Source organism: Acetobacter ascendens (assembly GCF_001766235.1).
Classification (GTDB): domain Bacteria; phylum Pseudomonadota; class Alphaproteobacteria; order Acetobacterales; family Acetobacteraceae; genus Acetobacter; species Acetobacter ascendens.
Map to the genome: position 1 here is coordinate 2,357,985 of NZ_CP015164.1, position 16,770 is coordinate 2,374,754.

General features: G+C 52.7%; 16 protein-coding genes, 1 tRNA gene and 1 pseudogene. 11 read left to right on the plus strand and 7 right to left on the minus strand.

Annotated elements, in window-relative coordinates:
- The first annotated feature begins 60 nt into the window (after positions 1 to 60).
- Complete coding sequence (gene shc / locus A4S02_RS11565) at positions 61 to 2,031, plus strand: squalene--hopene cyclase (protein ID WP_070323863.1); 1,971 nt, start codon at positions 61 to 63, stop codon at positions 2,029 to 2,031.
- A gap of 4 nt (positions 2,032 to 2,035) precedes the next feature.
- On the plus strand, positions 2,036 to 2,746 hold the full coding sequence (locus A4S02_RS11570) for a phosphorylase family protein (RefSeq protein WP_070323864.1): 711 nt from the start codon (positions 2,036 to 2,038) through the stop codon (positions 2,744 to 2,746).
- A 7-nt stretch (positions 2,747 to 2,753) separates the two neighbouring features.
- On the opposite strand, the gene A4S02_RS11575 is transcribed toward A4S02_RS11570, so the two are convergent.
- From A4S02_RS11575 to A4S02_RS11605, 7 genes are all read right to left on the minus strand, one after another.
- Complete coding sequence (locus A4S02_RS11575) at positions 2,754 to 3,080, minus strand: hypothetical protein (protein WP_228142383.1); 327 nt, start codon at positions 3,078 to 3,080, stop codon at positions 2,754 to 2,756.
- Positions 3,058 to 4,587, minus strand: a complete 1,530-nt coding sequence (locus A4S02_RS11580; protein WP_019088862.1) for an efflux transporter outer membrane subunit — start codon at positions 4,585 to 4,587, stop codon at positions 3,058 to 3,060. Before A4S02_RS11580 ends, A4S02_RS11575 begins: the two co-directional genes overlap by 23 nt.
- 9 nt (positions 4,588 to 4,596) lie before the next feature.
- A complete protein-coding gene (locus tag A4S02_RS11585) occupies positions 4,597 to 5,508 on the minus strand; it encodes an HlyD family efflux transporter periplasmic adaptor subunit (RefSeq protein WP_003625609.1) in 912 nt (303 codons plus the stop codon).
- Between the two features lie 26 nt (positions 5,509 to 5,534).
- Positions 5,535 to 5,729, minus strand: a complete 195-nt coding sequence (locus A4S02_RS11590) for a DUF1656 domain-containing protein (protein WP_070324259.1) — start codon at positions 5,727 to 5,729, stop codon at positions 5,535 to 5,537.
- Between the two features lie 22 nt (positions 5,730 to 5,751).
- On the minus strand, positions 5,752 to 6,246 hold the full coding sequence (locus A4S02_RS11595) for a MarR family winged helix-turn-helix transcriptional regulator (protein ID WP_070323865.1): 495 nt from the start codon (positions 6,244 to 6,246) through the stop codon (positions 5,752 to 5,754).
- A gap of 133 nt (positions 6,247 to 6,379) precedes the next feature.
- Positions 6,380 to 6,805 carry a phage holin family protein gene (locus A4S02_RS11600; RefSeq protein WP_003629184.1) on the minus strand — a complete coding sequence of 142 codons (426 nt, stop codon included), beginning with the start codon at positions 6,803 to 6,805 and terminating at the stop codon, positions 6,380 to 6,382.
- Positions 6,806 to 6,844: 39 nt separating this feature from the next.
- Entirely contained in the window at positions 6,845 to 7,147 is a 303-nt protein-coding gene (locus A4S02_RS11605; RefSeq protein WP_070323866.1) for a hypothetical protein, read from the minus strand.
- A 74-nt stretch (positions 7,148 to 7,221) separates the two neighbouring features.
- Between A4S02_RS11605 and A4S02_RS11610 the strand changes: the two genes are divergently transcribed.
- The 9 genes and pseudogenes from A4S02_RS11610 to A4S02_RS11655 all read left to right on the plus strand — a co-directional run bounded on the left by A4S02_RS11610 (position 7,222) and on the right by A4S02_RS11655 (position 16,768).
- Complete coding sequence (locus A4S02_RS11610) at positions 7,222 to 8,337, plus strand: ATP-binding cassette domain-containing protein (protein ID WP_019088865.1); 1,116 nt, start codon at positions 7,222 to 7,224, stop codon at positions 8,335 to 8,337.
- A 35-nt stretch (positions 8,338 to 8,372) separates the two neighbouring features.
- Complete coding sequence (locus tag A4S02_RS11615; protein ID WP_070323867.1) at positions 8,373 to 9,482, plus strand: extracellular solute-binding protein; 1,110 nt, start codon at positions 8,373 to 8,375, stop codon at positions 9,480 to 9,482.
- Positions 9,464 to 9,901, plus strand: a complete 438-nt coding sequence (locus tag A4S02_RS11620; protein ID WP_070323868.1) for a spermidine/putrescine ABC transporter permease — start codon at positions 9,464 to 9,466, stop codon at positions 9,899 to 9,901. Before A4S02_RS11615 ends, A4S02_RS11620 begins: the two co-directional genes overlap by 19 nt.
- Positions 9,898 to 10,353: a YcgN family cysteine cluster protein gene (locus A4S02_RS11625; RefSeq protein WP_070323869.1), complete on the plus strand. Its 456-nt coding sequence runs from the start codon at positions 9,898 to 9,900 to the stop codon at positions 10,351 to 10,353. Before A4S02_RS11620 ends, A4S02_RS11625 begins: the two co-directional genes overlap by 4 nt.
- Positions 10,354 to 10,418: 65 nt before the next feature.
- Positions 10,419 to 11,096: a M48 family metallopeptidase gene (locus A4S02_RS11630; protein WP_019088869.1), complete on the plus strand. Its 678-nt coding sequence runs from the start codon at positions 10,419 to 10,421 to the stop codon at positions 11,094 to 11,096.
- A gap of 71 nt (positions 11,097 to 11,167) precedes the next feature.
- A tRNA-Leu gene (locus A4S02_RS11635) sits at positions 11,168 to 11,254 on the plus strand.
- An 87-nt stretch (positions 11,255 to 11,341) separates the two neighbouring features.
- On the plus strand, positions 11,342 to 12,667 hold the full coding sequence (locus A4S02_RS11640; RefSeq protein ID WP_157885557.1) for a DUF6538 domain-containing protein: 1,326 nt from the start codon (positions 11,342 to 11,344) through the stop codon (positions 12,665 to 12,667).
- Positions 12,668 to 12,724: 57 nt separating this feature from the next.
- Positions 12,725 to 14,013: pseudogene (locus A4S02_RS11650) on the plus strand (IS1380 family transposase).
- A 346-nt stretch (positions 14,014 to 14,359) separates the two neighbouring features.
- Complete coding sequence (locus A4S02_RS11655; RefSeq protein ID WP_265733685.1) at positions 14,360 to 16,768, plus strand: type I restriction endonuclease subunit R; 2,409 nt, start codon at positions 14,360 to 14,362, stop codon at positions 16,766 to 16,768.
- Positions 16,769 to 16,770: the final 2 nt, after the last annotated feature.

Here is a 16,770-nt window from a genome sequence, read left to right on the forward strand (position 1 = left end):
CTTTAAAACACACTGCGCTCTAAACAGCTTTACGCTTGCAAGCAGAAAGGATTTTCTGACATGGCCGCCGATGGGAGTGCTTTTTCCGAATCACGCCTTTCTTCAGAGGCTCTGGATCGTGCGGTCCTTAGTGCGCATACAGCACTCAGTCAGGCCCAGAAAGATGATGGGCATTGGGTTTATGAACTAGAAGCTGATGCCACCATTCCTGCCGAATATATCCTGCTCGAACACTTCATGGACAGGATTGACGATGCGCTGGAACAGAAAATTGCCATCTATCTGCGCCGTATCCAAAGCGAAGAGCATGGCGGCTGGCCCCTTTACCACAATGGCAAGTTCGACCTTTCAGCCACTGTAAAAGCCTATTTCGCACTGAAAGCTGTGGGGGATGATATTAACGCCCCCCATATGCAGCGTGCGCGAGAAGCCATTCTGGATCATGGTGGCGCAGAACGCTCAAACGTATTCACACGCTCCCAACTTGCTCTGTTTGGGGAGGTGCCGTGGCGTGCAACCCCGGTTATGCCGGTGGAATTGATGCTCCTACCTGCCAAGGCATTCTTTTCCGTATGGAATATGTCTTACTGGTCCCGCACGGTTATTGCCCCGCTTCTGGTGCTGGCGGCCCTACGCCCTGTGGCGGCAAACCCGCGCCAAATCCATGTGCGGGAGTTGTTTGTAACTCCGCCAGAAAAAGTGCAAGATTGGATCCGCGGCCCTTATCGCTCTGCGTGGGGATATGTTTTTAAAGGGCTGGATAGCGTTTTGCGGCCAGTTGTGCCGTTTATTCCCGAAAAAACGCATAAAAAGGCCATTCAGGCCGCTCTTGATTTTATCGAACCTCGTCTAAATGGCAAAGATGGACTAGGGGCCATTTACCCCGCCATGGCCAATGTGGTGATGATGTATCGGGCCATGGGCGTGCCAGATGAAGACCCACGTGCAAAAACGGCATGGGAAGCCGTGCAGGCTCTCATCGTTGAAAAAGATGATGAAGCTTACTGCCAGCCGTGTGTTTCCCCCATTTGGGACACCGGCCTTTCTGGCCATGCCATGATTGAGGCAGCCTCCGGCCCCAATGGAATCGCACCAGAAAAAACTGTTGCTGAGCTGAAAAAAGCCTCTGCATGGCTCCGCAGTAAGCAAATCCTGAACGTGAAGGGAGATTGGGCTGTTCGTAACCCCAATCTGGCTCCCGGTGGGTGGGCTTTCCAATACGGAAACGACTATTACCCGGATGTGGATGATACAGCCGTAGTAGGCATGTTGCTGCACCGTGAAGGTGACCTTGCAAATGCCGAAGCCATTGAGCGCGCACGCACATGGATTGTGGGCATGCAAAGCACAGATGGTGGCTGGGGTGCTTTTGATATCGATAACAACAAGAATGTGCTCAATCACATTCCCTTTGCCGATCACGGTGCCTTGCTAGATCCGCCTACCGCAGATGTAACCGCCCGGTGCATCTCCTTTCTGGCCCAGTTACGAAACCCAGAAGACGAGTCGGTTATTAACCGCGGGCTGGAATATCTGCGCAAAGAGCAGGAAAAAGATGGTTCCTGGTTTGGGCGGTGGGGCACAAACTACATTTACGGCACATGGTCTGCCCTATGCGCCCTGAATGCTGCTGGCGTTTCCCACGATGACCCTGCCGTGGTGAAAGCTGTGGAATGGCTACGTTCTGTACAACGTGCAGATGGTGGCTGGGGTGAAGGTTGCGAATCTTATGAAGGTGGCCCACACGGCACATATGATGAAAGCCTGCCCTCACAAACCGCATGGGCTGTTCTGGGCTTGATGGCCGCAGGACGGAGGGATGATCCGGCTGTAACGCGCGGCATTACATGGTTGGCTGACCAGCAGGATGCCAATGGGGAATGGCATGAAGACCCCTATAATGCTGTCGGCTTTCCTAAAGTGTTTTACCTTCGCTACCACGGCTACAAGCAATTCTTCCCGCTTATGGCTTTAGCTCGCTATCGCAACCTTGAAAGCAGCAATACGCGCCGGGTTTCCTTTGGGTTCTAAATCAATGACATCAGCTTTTGCTCAACCTTCCCCATCTCGCCCCGGTATTCTGGTCGGCTTAAAAGCGGAAGCACGCCTTATTCGCTCTATTTTCCCTCATGCTGCCATTGCGGCCAGCGGCGCCACACATGCAGGGGCAAAGCGAGAAGCAGCTAGGTTGGTTGCCAGCGGGACTGATTGCCTGCTCTCCTTTGGTTTGGCTGCGGGGCTAAACCCAGCATTGTCTGCTGGCACCATTGTTATTCCCGAAAAGGTTTCCTGCTGGGGCACAGATACCGTATGCGATGCCACCCTCCGCCATATTTTGGGTGGAGATCAGGCTGGTGTGCAGGGCGGCACATTGCTGCACAGTGATACTGTTGTAATGGATGCCGCCCATAAGGCAGAGCTTTTTGCACAGTCTCATTGCCCTGCATTGGATATGGAAAGTGGTTTCTTAGCCAAGGCAGCAGAAGACGCTGGCTTACCTTTTGCTGTATTGCGGGTTGTGTGCGATCCGGCAGACCGTTCCTTGCCCCCTATTGCAGGGTCTGTTCTTTCCCCTGAAGGGGGGCTGCAAATCGGCAAGTTGATATGTGATGTAATACGCCACCCAACACAGATTGGGGGGCTTATTCATCTTGGGCAGGATGCTGCTTTGGCACGTAAGGGCATGATCTCATTTTTGATGGCACAGGCACAAACCCCTGCCTTCAAACGCCTTGCGAGCAGCTAAATTCTGCCTAGCGCCCATCCATATTAGAGACAATTTCATCTGCGTCCTCATCATCTGAGGATGCTTCAAAATTTTCCCAGACATTTCCTACTGGCCGGTTGAGGAATACAAATCCGGCCACAACCATTACGGCCCCTATCACAGGGAACAACCAGCGGAACGCAACCATAGCCCAGCTATCTTGCACGTGACTATGCGTCACTGCCAGCCAGCCGGTAAAACACATCAGCGTAAAACCACCTATCAGCAACAAAGCAACCAATAGGATGCGCCTGACATAAGGTGATGCCAAAGCGCTTTTCTGATGTGGATTACTGTTTGAAGGCACGGGCAAGGAAATTCTGTGTTTCAAGCGAAACAGGTAAGGTGGTGTTGGTAAGGGCAACACCTTTCCATCCAGCACCCAGAGCCGTGTACAGATTTACCGCATCACGCAGACGCTCTAACTTGGCGAGAGCTTCCATATTCTGCGCGTTCAAGGTTGTACGTTCAGTTGTCAGCACTTCCAAAAAGCCTACTAGACCAGCACCATACAGTTTACGCGCACGCTCACTGGCAGTTGCACTATCTTCTGCGGCTTTATGCAGTTGTTCGGCATATTCAATGTCATCATGCCATGCAGCCATGGCATCTTCCACTTCCTTAAAGCCTTGCAGAACCGTCTGACGATAGGTCAAACGCGCGGCTTCAGCGGCTGCTTGTGCAGCACGCACTTCTGAGGTCATTTTGCCGCCGTGCATCAATGGCATGCTGGCCATCAGCAGGAACTGCCAGCTCATGGCATTTGCCTGAAACGCCTGATACATGGCTGAAGCATTGGGGTTAAAGGTTAGCGGCACCACAAAATGCGGATACAGGTTGGCAACAGCCACACCAATCTGGGCCGTAGCCACAGCATATTGCCGCTCTGCCATACGGATATCTGGGCGATTGGCAATAACAATGGATGGCAGTGTGGCAGGAAATTCCGGCACAATTGGCAGAGGCCGCGGTATCTTCAGTTCCTCCTCCAACTCACCCGGCATTTTACCCAACAGCACAGCAATGGCGTGCGTTACCTGCGAAACACGTGTTTTAAGCGGCTCACGCGCAGCAATCTGCGCATCCATTTCTGCCTGAGCCTGTGCAATCTGCAAGGTGTTGCCCACACCTTCCAGATACAGCTTGTTGGTTAGGTCCAGCGCATCCTTGGCAACGCGAATGTTATCTGTGGCAATCTTGATCTGAAGCTGTGTTACGCGCAGCAACATATAGTCGGACGCAAGTTCGGACAGCAGGCCCATCAGCAGTGCGCGGCGGCCTTCAATATTGGCTTCAACCTGATGTTCATGCGCTTCTACATCACGGCGGATACGCCCGAACATATCCAGCTCCCACGATGCCATCACACCATAGGTGAGCATGGAAGCTTCTGGTCGGTTAGCTGCATTGCCAGGACGAAGTGGCCAGTTATCAATATTGATGGAATAGCGCACATCACCACCGCCCATATTGGCATCCATTTGTGGATACCACTGTGCAGCAGACCGATCACGAATGGCCCGTTCAGCCAGAATACGCTGCCCGGCAATCTGCAGATCGTAGTTGCCCGTAATGGCATCATTAACCAAGCGCGTGAGGATGGGATCTTTGAACAAAGACCACCACTCTGTCATTTCCTTATTGGTGCGTTCGATCTCTTCAGGTGTAGCCGGATGCTCTTCTTCCTCCGTCTCCTTGAACGCTGCCGGAACCTTCATACGATCTGGCTGATAATTTGGCCCTACGGTACAGGCTGACAACAGCATGGATGTTGCCAGAAACAGCCCAAGGCGACGACGACCCTTCATGTTCTGTCTCATGTCCTGCGCTTACAGATGATCTTGAAGCCAGGTCGTCAACTTTCCGCGGCGGCCTCTGGGTTCAGGGCCTACGCTCACAGTTGCCGTCATACCTGCTGCCAGCGTGACACTATCGGGCACGTGGTCAATGTGAATACGTACGGGAATACGCTGTGCCAGACGCACCCAGGTAAAGATTGGGTTTACATCCTGCAGCCCAAGCTTATCCGGTGTGCCGTTGGTATCGTTAATACCACGTGCGATGCTGACAACGTGGCCTGTAAGAATAGGCTTGTAACCCATCAGCTTAACGCGGGCTTCATCACCCACGTGCACGCCCCACATCTTTGTTTCTTCGAAATACCCGTAAACCCAATAGGAGTCGGAATCGATAACGGCCATACGTGCCTGCCCGGCAGAGGCGTAATCACCTACTCGCAGATTCAGGTTGGTAATGTAGCCGTTTACCGGAGAATACAGAACAGAACGCTGCAAGTTCAGTTTAGCCACATCCAAAGCAGCACGAGCTGCATCCACAGATGCAATCTGCGTGGCCACATTGGAGTTAAAGACTTCCTGTTCTTCGGCCGACACAATGCCACCCAAGCCCATACGGCGGCGGGCATCGTTGCGTTTCAGCTTCAAATCTTCCAATGCGCCATCAAGCCGGGCCTGTGCCTCACGGATAGCAAGACGGAAACGCACCGGATCAAGCACAAACAGGGGGTCCCCCTTATGCACAAACTGGTTATCCACAATGGGAATCTGCACCACGGTGCCGGAAACTTCAGGCGCTACGTCCACAACGTAAACACGCACACGGCCATCTCGGGTCCAGGGTGCAATCATATACACGTTCCACAGGGTAATCCCCAGAACGATGGCCAGTGAGACGACCGCAAGGGTCAGAACAACTCGTATCAGGGTGCGCAGAAGGGGCATTGCGGAGACTCAAAAGCCTTTTCGGGTCAGACGTAGAGGATCAGCAGGCAAAGGATACTGACGTATAACGATATTTCAAACAACGCGATATGCCAGAACCAGCCCAGAAGGCCGCTCCACCACAACACGAAGCGAACAAACATTGTAATCGGCAGCGCCGCTAGGGCGTACACGACAATAGGTGCAATAAAAACACCAAAAATATTGAATTCAGCTAGCATGGCACTGTTCTGGAAACTGGCATTACCGCATGCCTCTTTTATCATCACCAACGGTATCCCGGTGGTTTTGGACGGCTTGCTCAACCCGGTCAAGAACGCCGCAGCATTCTTCCAGCTCTTCGGTTGAAACATCTTCGGTCAGGCGGGCGGTCACTTCATCAGCCACGCGGCTGACAAGGGCGGCAACACTGCGCCCTTCTTCCGTAATGCTTACCAGTTTGGAGCGGCGATCTTCTTCATCCGTTTCACGCACCACGTAGCCACGCTTTTCCAGCACATCCAAAAGCCGCACCAGTGAAGGGGCTTCTAAGGAGAGGGAGCGGGCCAGATCTGTCTGGCGCATGGGTGTTTTGGAGAAGTTAAGATAATAAATGGGCCGCCATGTGGCGTCTGTCAGGCCAAAGGCCCGCAGATCGGCATCAATCTCCCGCCGCCACACAGCAGCAAGACGCGCCAGCCGGTATCCAAAGAAACGGCGGGGCTCATTGGCCATAACGGGATGATGATTCGGTTCCATTCCCTACCCACACTAGTGAGCGTGCAAACAATTTGCACACTCACGAAAGACAGCGCCATCATTTACAGAAAAAATCCTGCGCGCCAATGCAAATTTGGAATGGAACCTATGGTTTCGTCCAGAGTGGACGATTTCAGTCCTTTTTCCGCCGCACAACGTCCCATACTTTACGAGATCCACCGCGTCCCATAGCTGTTGCAACGGTTGCTGTTACAGCTGCCATGGTCATGGAGTCGCGCATCATGGTGATGTTGCGGTCGCGGGCAATGCGGGCTTCTACTTCCTGCACTGTAAGGTAAGAGCGGCGGCCAAACAGTACGCATACCAGAGCTACAAAAAGATCCAGCCCAAATACCGTAAATGCCGCACCTACTGGGCCAAAATGCCCTACAAAAACCAGAAGCACCCAAAGGAGCCCATGCCCTGTAATCAGGGCAAATAGTCCAAATACTGCCGCCATTGCCAACAATACGGCCTGCTTGCCGTATCGTATGGCCATCTGTTGCATCAGGTTAGACTGAGCATTCAGGGCGGATTTACCAAGATCAAAGATACGCATGGGCTCCGAGGCTACCTTTGTTCAGATGACGCACAAGCGTCAGCGTGACAGACGCCCAAGGATAAAGCCCACCACGCCGGAAATGGCAATGGACAACCAGGAAGACTGACCACGATTACGCTTAGCAAGATCGCTTTGTGCATGATCGGCCAGTTCGCGCGCATTGGCAACCGCCTGCCCCTTCAGCGTGCCGGCTTTATCCCCTGCACGGCCCAATGCAGGCACCAGATGCTGGGTCACAAGGCGTTCAAGATGCGCTTTTACGACTTCCAATTCGTCCCGCGCTGTGTCGGCTGCGGCTTCACCTGCTGCTTTTACTTCTTTGATTTTATCTGAAGACATGAAAGAAACCTCCGTTTACCTGCCTGAAATATAGTGCACTTTAACTTCTAACCCACGGGAAGGGACATAGTTGCATGCACACCACGCATGGCTCATCCACAGCACTGGCGGTTCACAATCTAGCGTTCTTTCAGAACGCACAACCCCTCACGCTTTCTCTACCGGCGGAAAGCTGCACAGCCATACTGGGAATCGGGCAGAACAATGAGGATCTGACCTGTTTGGCAGAAACATTGGCCGGCAGACGCCCCTATACGGTTGAGCAGATAGAAATAAACAGCACACCATATAACTTAGGCACATCTGGTCATAAAAAACTGGCAACAATAGGCCCACATGCGCCCTTGTTTCCGCATATTTCCGTTTTGGACAATATCCTTCTGCCCCTCCGCGCCAGTGGTACACTCCATAAAGCTGAGGTCTCACATCGCGGAGCGGAAATACTAGCCCTAATAGGATTGGAAGCCCTGCGCGCCCAACCGGCACGCACACTTAATGCGGAACAGATATTTCGCACGCAATTAGCCCGCGCCCTGATTACCCAGCCTGACGTTGTGGTTCTTAATCAGCCTTTTGAAAAAATGGATCAGCCGACCATCCGGCGTGCAATCACGTTTCTGGACCGGTTACGCCATGCCATAGGATTGAGCATTCTACTGCTTTCACGACAGAAGCAGGATTGTATGATGGCGGCAGACCAGATTGGCGTTATGCAAAATGGCACTCTGTTACAGATAGGAGATGTTGCCACCCTCCTAAACCGCCCTGCGTGCCTCAGCGTGGCGGAACAGTTTGGCGATGCCAATGTTATCAGCGGCAAGGTACTTCTTATAGAAGATGACATTGCCGAATTGCGCCTCCCATCGGGCGAGACAGTGGAAGCCATGGCCGATTACAATCTGGAAGAAAATGACCTTGCCAGCATTTGCATTCTGCCTGATCGTCTTTCCGTTCTATTCCCTCGCTCTGGCGGCATGGAGATAGAAGATAAGACAGATATTGCCTGCACTCTGGTTTCCGCCCACCATATTGGCCACGCCATTGCCATGCGGTTTCGCACCTTGGATGGCACGGAAATTATAGCTCACCGGCCATTGGTTCATTTGCCGCGTGAACTCCGCCCCGGCAACAAGGCTATATTGGCTTGGCAACCACAGAACGCTATCGCCTTTCCGATGGATGCAAAATAAGGCTAAACTAGCCTGTCTTTATCTGGCTGCACTATATGCGCGAGGTCACCCTGTTTTCTTTTTCTTTCCTGCACGGTCGCTCCAGCGGGACTCCGTCACCCCACTCTCAGAAACAAGAGCCTTCTGCCGGGACCATTTCCCGACGGAAAGCCCTATTGGCTGGGTTGGGCGGTGGCTTCATCTCTCTTACCCCTCAAATGGCTCTGGCCCGGCCTACGCGTAAGCGTACGGTTGCACATACAGATGCCTTACGGGTCCTGACATTCTCGGGCAGGATTTGTGACATACAGAAAAAAATCCTTTTTGCCGGATATACGCACCAGACACATCACCGCATCACCACCTCTGGGTGGGATGGTTCTCTAACTGCCCTTCAACAGCAGGAAAAAGCCAACCCCAAACACTGGGCTGCGGTCATGATGGAAAATAGCAACCTTGCTATAGGTGGCACCGCAGGCTTGCTTGCCCCCCTGCCTGAAGATGCAGCACAACCCAATTATTCAACCAGCATTGATTACGCCATTGCGTGGGATAGCTCACGTTTTGACACCCCCCCCAACTGGGCTGATTTTTGGGACGTTGCGCGCCATCCGGGACGGCGCAGCCTGCGACGTGACCCTCGCACCACGCTGGAAATTGCCCTACTGGCTGATGGCGTGCCATCTGAAATGGTGTACCGCACACTCAACACCCAAGAAGGGCTAAGGCGCGCCTTTCGGAAACTAGATCAGCTGCGCCCTTATATTGTGTGGTGGTCTACCCCCGAAGAAGCCGGACAGATCTTAAAAAGCGGCGGCGCCCTTATGGGGCTTGCGCCTACGGGGGAAATGTTGAACTCAGCCAGCGGAGATACCAAACGGTTTGGTATCTGTTGGCAGCAACGCCTACAAGTGCGTTACGGATGGGGCGTGCCACATAGTTCTGCCACCACAGATGCCGCACTCAGTTTTGTATCATGGCTTGATCAAGCCCAGCAGCAGCAAGCTTTTTCCAACGCATGGCCATCTCTGCCATCCATGAGAGATATGGCAGTGGATAACAACTTACGCCACTTGGCTGCTCCGCTTGTTGTTGATGATATCTTTTGGATAAATCACTTAAACATCATTGCAGAACATTTTGAACAATGGGCACTCCGCAAGTGATCCCTTCTTTAATGCATATCCCATTGCCTTATTCCTTTTTATGGGGATTTGCCTGTATCAGCATAGCAAGCATATTTCTTGTATTTGTTCTGCTCATGCTGGCATTTGCCACACATGCTGGGCGCATTTTTTATATTTCGTTCTTTATGTTGTTCATTCCAACATCAGTTCTTGGTATTTTTTTGCCTGTTGTTATCAACACACCTTATACCCCCTTTTTACAGGGGATTTTAAGCCTACCTCTGCTTGCCTTATGGCCGCTTGCTAAGCTCGAAACCCTACCAGAATCATGGGGCGCGACAGCACGTGAATTAGGAGCCAACCAAAGCACATGCCTACAGCTCATTATCTGGCCTCTTCTTAAAAAGCCTTTAATTGCAAGCTTTTTTCTCTCCCTCTTTTTTGGCATCGCACAATGACAGCACCTTTTTGGGAAACAACCCCACTTACAGAAATGACCACAGAGCAATGGGAAAGTCTGTGCGATGGATGCGGGCGCTGCTGTTTGCACAAACTGCGTGATGATGACACAGAAGAACTGCATTATACGTCTGTTGCATGTCGCCTTCTGGATGTTAAAACCTGCCAATGCACAGATTACGCACAACGCCGCCGCAAAGTACAAGATTGCATTACCTTAACACCAAAGATGATTCCTGAACTCGATTGGTTGCCACCAGACTGCGCATATCGCCGCCTATCAGAAGGGCGTGGCCTGCCACAGTGGCACCCGTTACTGACACATACTTCTCAATCAGTTATCACTGCTGGTGAATCTGCCGCAGGACGCTGCATAAGTGAAAGACGCGCAGGCGCACTGGAAGATTACATTGTCAGTTGGCCCGGCCTTCCTGCTGAGGAATCTCACTAAAAACTTCTGTTTAGAAAGATGTTTTCTTGAATTGTAAAGAAAATCCCTCCTGGCCAGACACTGTTATGTTGGAAGGGTATGGTGCTGCCAAAATAATCTGGCGTATTTCAACAAAAGCCAAACGCTGCATCATACGGATTTCTGCAAAAGAACAGGCGGTTCTTGTTACTTTACCAAAAAGATTCCCTTACACGCAGGCATTGATATTTGTGCAGAAACAGGCGCAATGGATTACAACACGCCTTGAAAAATTAGTGCAAACGCCGCGCTTTGCTATTGGCTCCAATATCCTCATTCAAGATAAGAACTATACAATTCGCCATGCACCTGACCACAAAGGCGGTGCATGGCTAGAAAATGATTGTCTGCTAGTAAGCGGAGATCCCTCTTTTCTTGCAAGACGCGTAGAAGACTTTCTTAAGCGACACGCAACAAAAGTTCTCACTCAAGAAATGCACCATCTAGCCCACACTGTTGGGCTAGCCCCTAAACGGTTAGATGTGCGCGATACATCAAGCCGCTGGGGCAGTTGTTCATCTTCTGGGCGTATAATGTTGTCTTGGCGCCTAATAATGGCACCATTTTTCGTGCGCCATTATTTGATTGCCCATGAATTAAGCCATCTGCAGCATATGAACCATAGTATCCAATTCTGGAAAATGGTCGACACATTAACCCCTCACAGACAGCAAGCAGAGAGTTGGCTGCGCCACTTTGGACCTATTTTACAAGCTGTTCGATAAACATGCTGTTGCAGTTATCTCCGACCATGCTAAAACGCTTTCAACCATCTCAGATACACCACTGTATCTGCGCGAACTTGGCGGAATGGTAGACGCAGGAGACTTAAAATCTCCAGCCTGTAATAGGCGTGCGGGTTCGAGTCCCGCAGTTCGCACCACTAACCTATTGAAAATATTGAATAAAGTACCTGCTTGGCAGGACAAAAGGACCGTGTCCCGTTCACCTTCCCATAATGGGAACCGACATGCTCCGTCTGCTTGGCTCACACTACCACTTCCGCCGTGCCATTCCCCACACCCTTCGCCCCCTGCTGGGCCGCACAGAAATCTCGCTCTCTCTCCAGACCAACAGCAAACGGGTTGCACGCGAACGCGCAGCCGGGCTTTATGCCAGAACAGGACTGTTCTTTAGTAAAGCCAAAGCCATGTACGAAGACGCCTCTCCAGAAGAACTGAGAAAGCTTCTTGCCCACTATGAGGACCTCATACGCGATACAGACCGTATGATTGCTATTGAAGAAAAGAAAGTGAGACTCGAACGCACTTATGAAAAGGCAAGGCTCTACCTCGACAAGGCGCACAGCCTGAAGCAACTGCAAGAGTTTATTAAGATATCCAATGACGGCATAGACAGGCTGATGGCAGGCTTCAAAAAACTGCACGCCACGGCCTCCAAGGACTATCTACGCAACGCCACAGAAAAAACCATGCTGCGCGAGCAGATTGCCAACCTGAGCAGCATCGTGGTGTCTATCAAAAACTCAGCGCAGGAAACGGAGGCCGCCTTCATGCCTGTGCAGGCGGAGCCCTCAGCCCGCACAGCTCCCAACAAAGCCACACCCAACGCTAAGAAGACGACAGCGCCGACCATCACGGAAATGGCTGAGCAGTTCATTTACCGTGATAAAACCAAAAGCCCCGGCATTATTCGCGATACCGGCAAGACCATCGGTCTTTTTGTAGAAGCCTTTGGCGACAAGCCTGTTGACCAGATTACCGGCGGGGTGGCTGGGGAGTTCCGGGATATGCTCTTCGCCCTGCCCTCTACGCATGGCAAACATAAGAACTCTCCTGGCATTCATGACGCAATTGTGCGCGCCAAGGAGCAAGAGCTGGAAACCCTCAGCGGTAAGACGGTCAAAAACCATTTCTCACGCCTCTCCGCCCTCTGGGGGCACCTGGTACAACGCGAAATCGTGACCCGTAATCCCTGGGCCGGGTGGAGCTATGATGTCACCCAGAAGATTGACCGCCGGGACTGGACAGACCTCGAACTAGCCCAGCTTTCCACAGCACGCTGGACAAGCACCACAACATCCTTACGCAGTTATGTCGGGATGATTACCATCGCCCTGTATACCGGCATGCGCCTTGGGGAACTCTGCAACCTGCGCACGCAGGACATTGTGACCGTCAATGGTATTCGCTGCTTCCATGTCCGCCCTCATCCGGAGGATAACTGGTCACCCAAAACAGCAGCCGGAACGCGGCTTATTCCTATCCATAGTCATCTTTTGCAATGGGGTGTGCTCGACGCGGAAATCTCACAGAAGGGTTGTACATCGGGTTAGATTATGAAAAAGTCTGTTTTGTACAAAATAATTTTTCATAAGCAATAAACGAACCCGATGCAGACAGAGTGTAGCGCAGGCGCGTATGAGTTTCCAGCCTCCTGTGGACGGCGTGTTGTGGCCCGTTTTGACGGGGGTCGCATGAGTTCGGATGGGGGCGTCATTCTGGTGAAACAGGCTGATGACATTCTGGGGCTCAGCCGCCGCTTTGCTGCCTGTTTTCGCGATAAGCGGCATCCCGGCTTTGTGGAATACCGGGTTGAAGACCTTGTCCGTCAGGAAGCCGGGCCAACTGTACGGCACTGGCAGGAAAATCCACGCTGAACCGGCTAGAGCGCAGTGGGCAGCAGGCAGATCGTTACTGCCGCATCATTGCTGATCATGAGGCCCTGGCTACCCTGTTCGTGACGCTTTTCATGGACCAGCATGAGCGCGCACCCGCCCGGATCGTTCTGGATGTGGATGCCACCGATGACCGTATCCATGGCCATCAGGAAGGCCGGGCCTTTCATGGATATTACGGCCATAACTGCTATCTTCCCCTGTATGTCTTCTGCGGGGACCATCTCCTCAGCGCTACCCTGCGCACGGCAGACAGGGACCCGGGGAAGGAAGCACTGGCAGACATCCGCCGGATCGTGGAGCAGATCAGGAGCCGCTGGCCCCGGGTGCGTATCCTGGTGCGTGGGGACAGCGGTTTCGCCCGGGACAGTCTGATGACATGGTGCGAAGACAACCACGTTGACTTCCTGTTTGGGCTTGCAGGCAACACCCGCCTGTATGACCGGATTGCCTCTTTGTCCGCTGAGGTTCGTGACGAAGCCGCCACGACAGGCAAAGCGGCGCGCGGCTTTGCCTCCTTTGACTGGATCACAAAGGACAGCTGGACGCGCCGCAGGCGGGTCGTGGCCAAGGCCGAATGGCGCCACGGCAACCGCTATCATCGCTTTATTGTCACCACGCTACCGCAGGGAATGTCCGACCCCCGCCATCTCTACGAACAGATTTACTGCGCACGCGGGGATATGGAAAACCGCATCAAGGAATGCCAGATGGATCTGTTCTCAGACAGGACCTCGTCCCACACCATCCGGGCCAACCAGCTCCGGCTGTGGTTCTCGGCCGCAGCCTATGTCCTGCTGACCGCTCTGCAAAGACTGGCCCTTGGCCAGACCAGCCTGGAGACGGCGACCTGTGGCACCATACGCGCACGACTGCTCAAAATCGCGACACGTGTCACGCTCAGCGTCCGTCGGATTGTCCTGTCCATGCCGGACATGTTCCCCTGTCAGCATGAATTCGCCCTCGCTCATGCACGATTGCGAAGGCTCCGGCAGGCCATCTGAAGAAACAGACAGTGCACAGACCACATAGCTTCCACCAACACTGCCTTCTCAGGCCGTGACACCCTCACTGCGTTCAGAACCCGCCGCCAGAAGCAGAATATCGTCAATATTCCAGATCGGGCTCCTGTGGGATGACTGAATTCTACAAAATGACCCGAAATTGCCTCAAGTGTGAGAAATCCGCGTCAAGAACGCACCGCTTTCGGGTACCCAGAAAGACGCGCTGTTTGCCGATCGAAAGCCCCCGGCCCGGATATGGTTCGAGGACTGGGCCTCCCGCCCGCTGCATGTCACGGATCAGGATCGGCTGCTGATCGGCCTACTCTCGCCCGAGCGTCTGCTGGAGATGGCGCGGTTCTTCACGCTGGTCGACCGCAAGGCGGGCAAGATCGTGGCCCGCTATCAGCAGGTCTTTGGCATCAAGCGTCTGTTGGAACGCATCAAGTCCCGCCGCAGCGATGGCGGACGTGAGGGCGGCGTGGTCTGGCACACCACGGGGTCGGGCAAGTCCTTCACCATGGTGTTCCTCAGCCGCGCCCTTATTCTGGATGAGGATCTCAAGCAATGCCGCATTCTGGTGGTGACAGACCGCAAGGATCTGGAACGCCAGTTGAGCACGACCTTCTCCATCGGCGGCGAACTGGCGGACAAGAAGGACAAGGAAGAGGCACTGGCCACATCAGGTCGCCGTCTGGCGCAGCAGATCGGGCATGGGCAGGAGCGGATCATCTTCTCGCTCATCAACAAGTTCCACACCGCCACCACTCTGCCCGAATGCCATAACGACAGTGCAGACATTATTGTGCTGGTGGATGAAGGCCACCGCAGCCAAGGCGGAGAAAACCATGCCCGCATGAAGCACGCTTTGCCCAATGCAGCCTTTATTGCCTTTACTGGCACACCACTGCTTAAAGGTAGCGAGACCACCAACCGTTTTGGTAAAATTGTTCACTCCTACACCATGCAGCAGGCGGTAGCAGACGGCACGGTAACACCCTTGCTGTATGAAGAACGTAAGCCTGACCTTGATGTCAATGACCGCGCTATTGATGCTTGGTTTGAACGCATTACGCAGGGGCTAACAGAAGAACAAATAACAGACCTTAAAAAACGCTTTGCCCGTGCTAACCAGGTTTACAAGGCCGATGACCGTATTCGACTTATTGCCATGGATTTAGCCACCCATTTTGATAATAACATTGATAAAGACCTCAAAGGCATGTTGGCGTGTGACAGCAAACTCTCCGCCATACGCTACAAGCAGTATCTGGATGAGGTCGGGCTTTTTGAAAGCGCCATTGTTATGAGCCCACCCGACACGCGAGAAGGCCATACAGAAGTTGACGAGCGCAAACAGCCCGAAATTCAAACATGGTGGAAAAACAATGTCGGCACCCAAAGCGAGGACGACTACACGCGCGGGGTTATTGACCGCTTTGAGAAAGACCCCGACCTCAAGCTGATTATTGTTGTTGATAAGCTGCTGACGGGTTTTGACGAACCCAAAAATGCCGTGCTCTATATCGACAAGCCTTTAAAGCAGCATAACCTGCTGCAAGCCATTGCCCGCGTAAACCGCCTGCACGACCAGAAAAAGCATGGCCTGCTTATTGATTATCGCGGCATTTTAGCAGAGCTGGACACCACACTGGCCCGCTATGACGAACTGGCCGCTGAAAATGTTGGTGGGTATGACCCCAAAGACATTGCCGGGCTGTATAGCCAAATGAGCACAGAATACCGGGAACTCCCTGCCCTACACAAAGCCCTCTGGGCCATATTTGACGGCGTAAAGAACAAAAGCGACCCCGAGCAGCTGCGTACCGTGCTGATGCCGCGTATGGTGGAAGAACACGGCCAGATGGTGGACGTAAACCTCAAACGCCGGGATGACTTCTATGAGGCACTCACAAAGTTTGCCGCCTGCCTAAAAGTTGCCCTGCAATCCGTGGCATTTTTTGCAGATACCAGCTTTACCGAACCAGACCGCACCACCTACAAAGAAACACTCAAACAACTTACCAGCCTGCGCCAGATGGTGCTGCAAGATACAGGTGAGACCGTAGACTTTGACCACTATGCCGAACAGGTTAAAAAACTGCTCGACCGGCATGTGGCAGGCGTAAAAGTGCATGAGTCTGGCGGCCTGTATGCTGTTGGCAAAATGGGCCAAAAACCTGAAGACGAAAAACCAGAAAACTGGACAGAAGAAAAAACCCGTAACGAGACAGACCTTATTCGCACCCGCATTACAAAGGTTATTGACCATGAGATGCAGGATGACCCCTATGCCAAAGAGGCCTTCTCCGCCCTGCTGCGCAAGGTTATTGAAGAAGCAGAAAGCCTGTTTGACCACCCTTTAAAGCAACTCATGCTGTTTAAGGAGTTTGAGGAACAGGTTACAGAACGCAAACTCGATACTATTCCGGCAATTTTTGAAGGCCACCGCCATGCACAGGCTTACTATGGGGTGTTCCTCAAAACCTTTGCAGCAATTTTTAACCATAAACAAACAGAAGAAGAGCAGCAAAGCTGGATTGATCTGGCCTTTCAAATTGACAGCATTGTCAGCAAAGCCGTGCGGGAAAACTCTCTGAGCCGTCCGGACATGGAAAAAACTGTTACACTGGCGCTCATCTCCCTTCTTTTTCCTGTTGGGCAAAAAATAGGATTTGGTCTGGATAAAATTACCGAAATTACCACACAGGTTATTCAGATTATGCGGGCAGGCCCTGCTGATACCTTACGCGGCTGAGC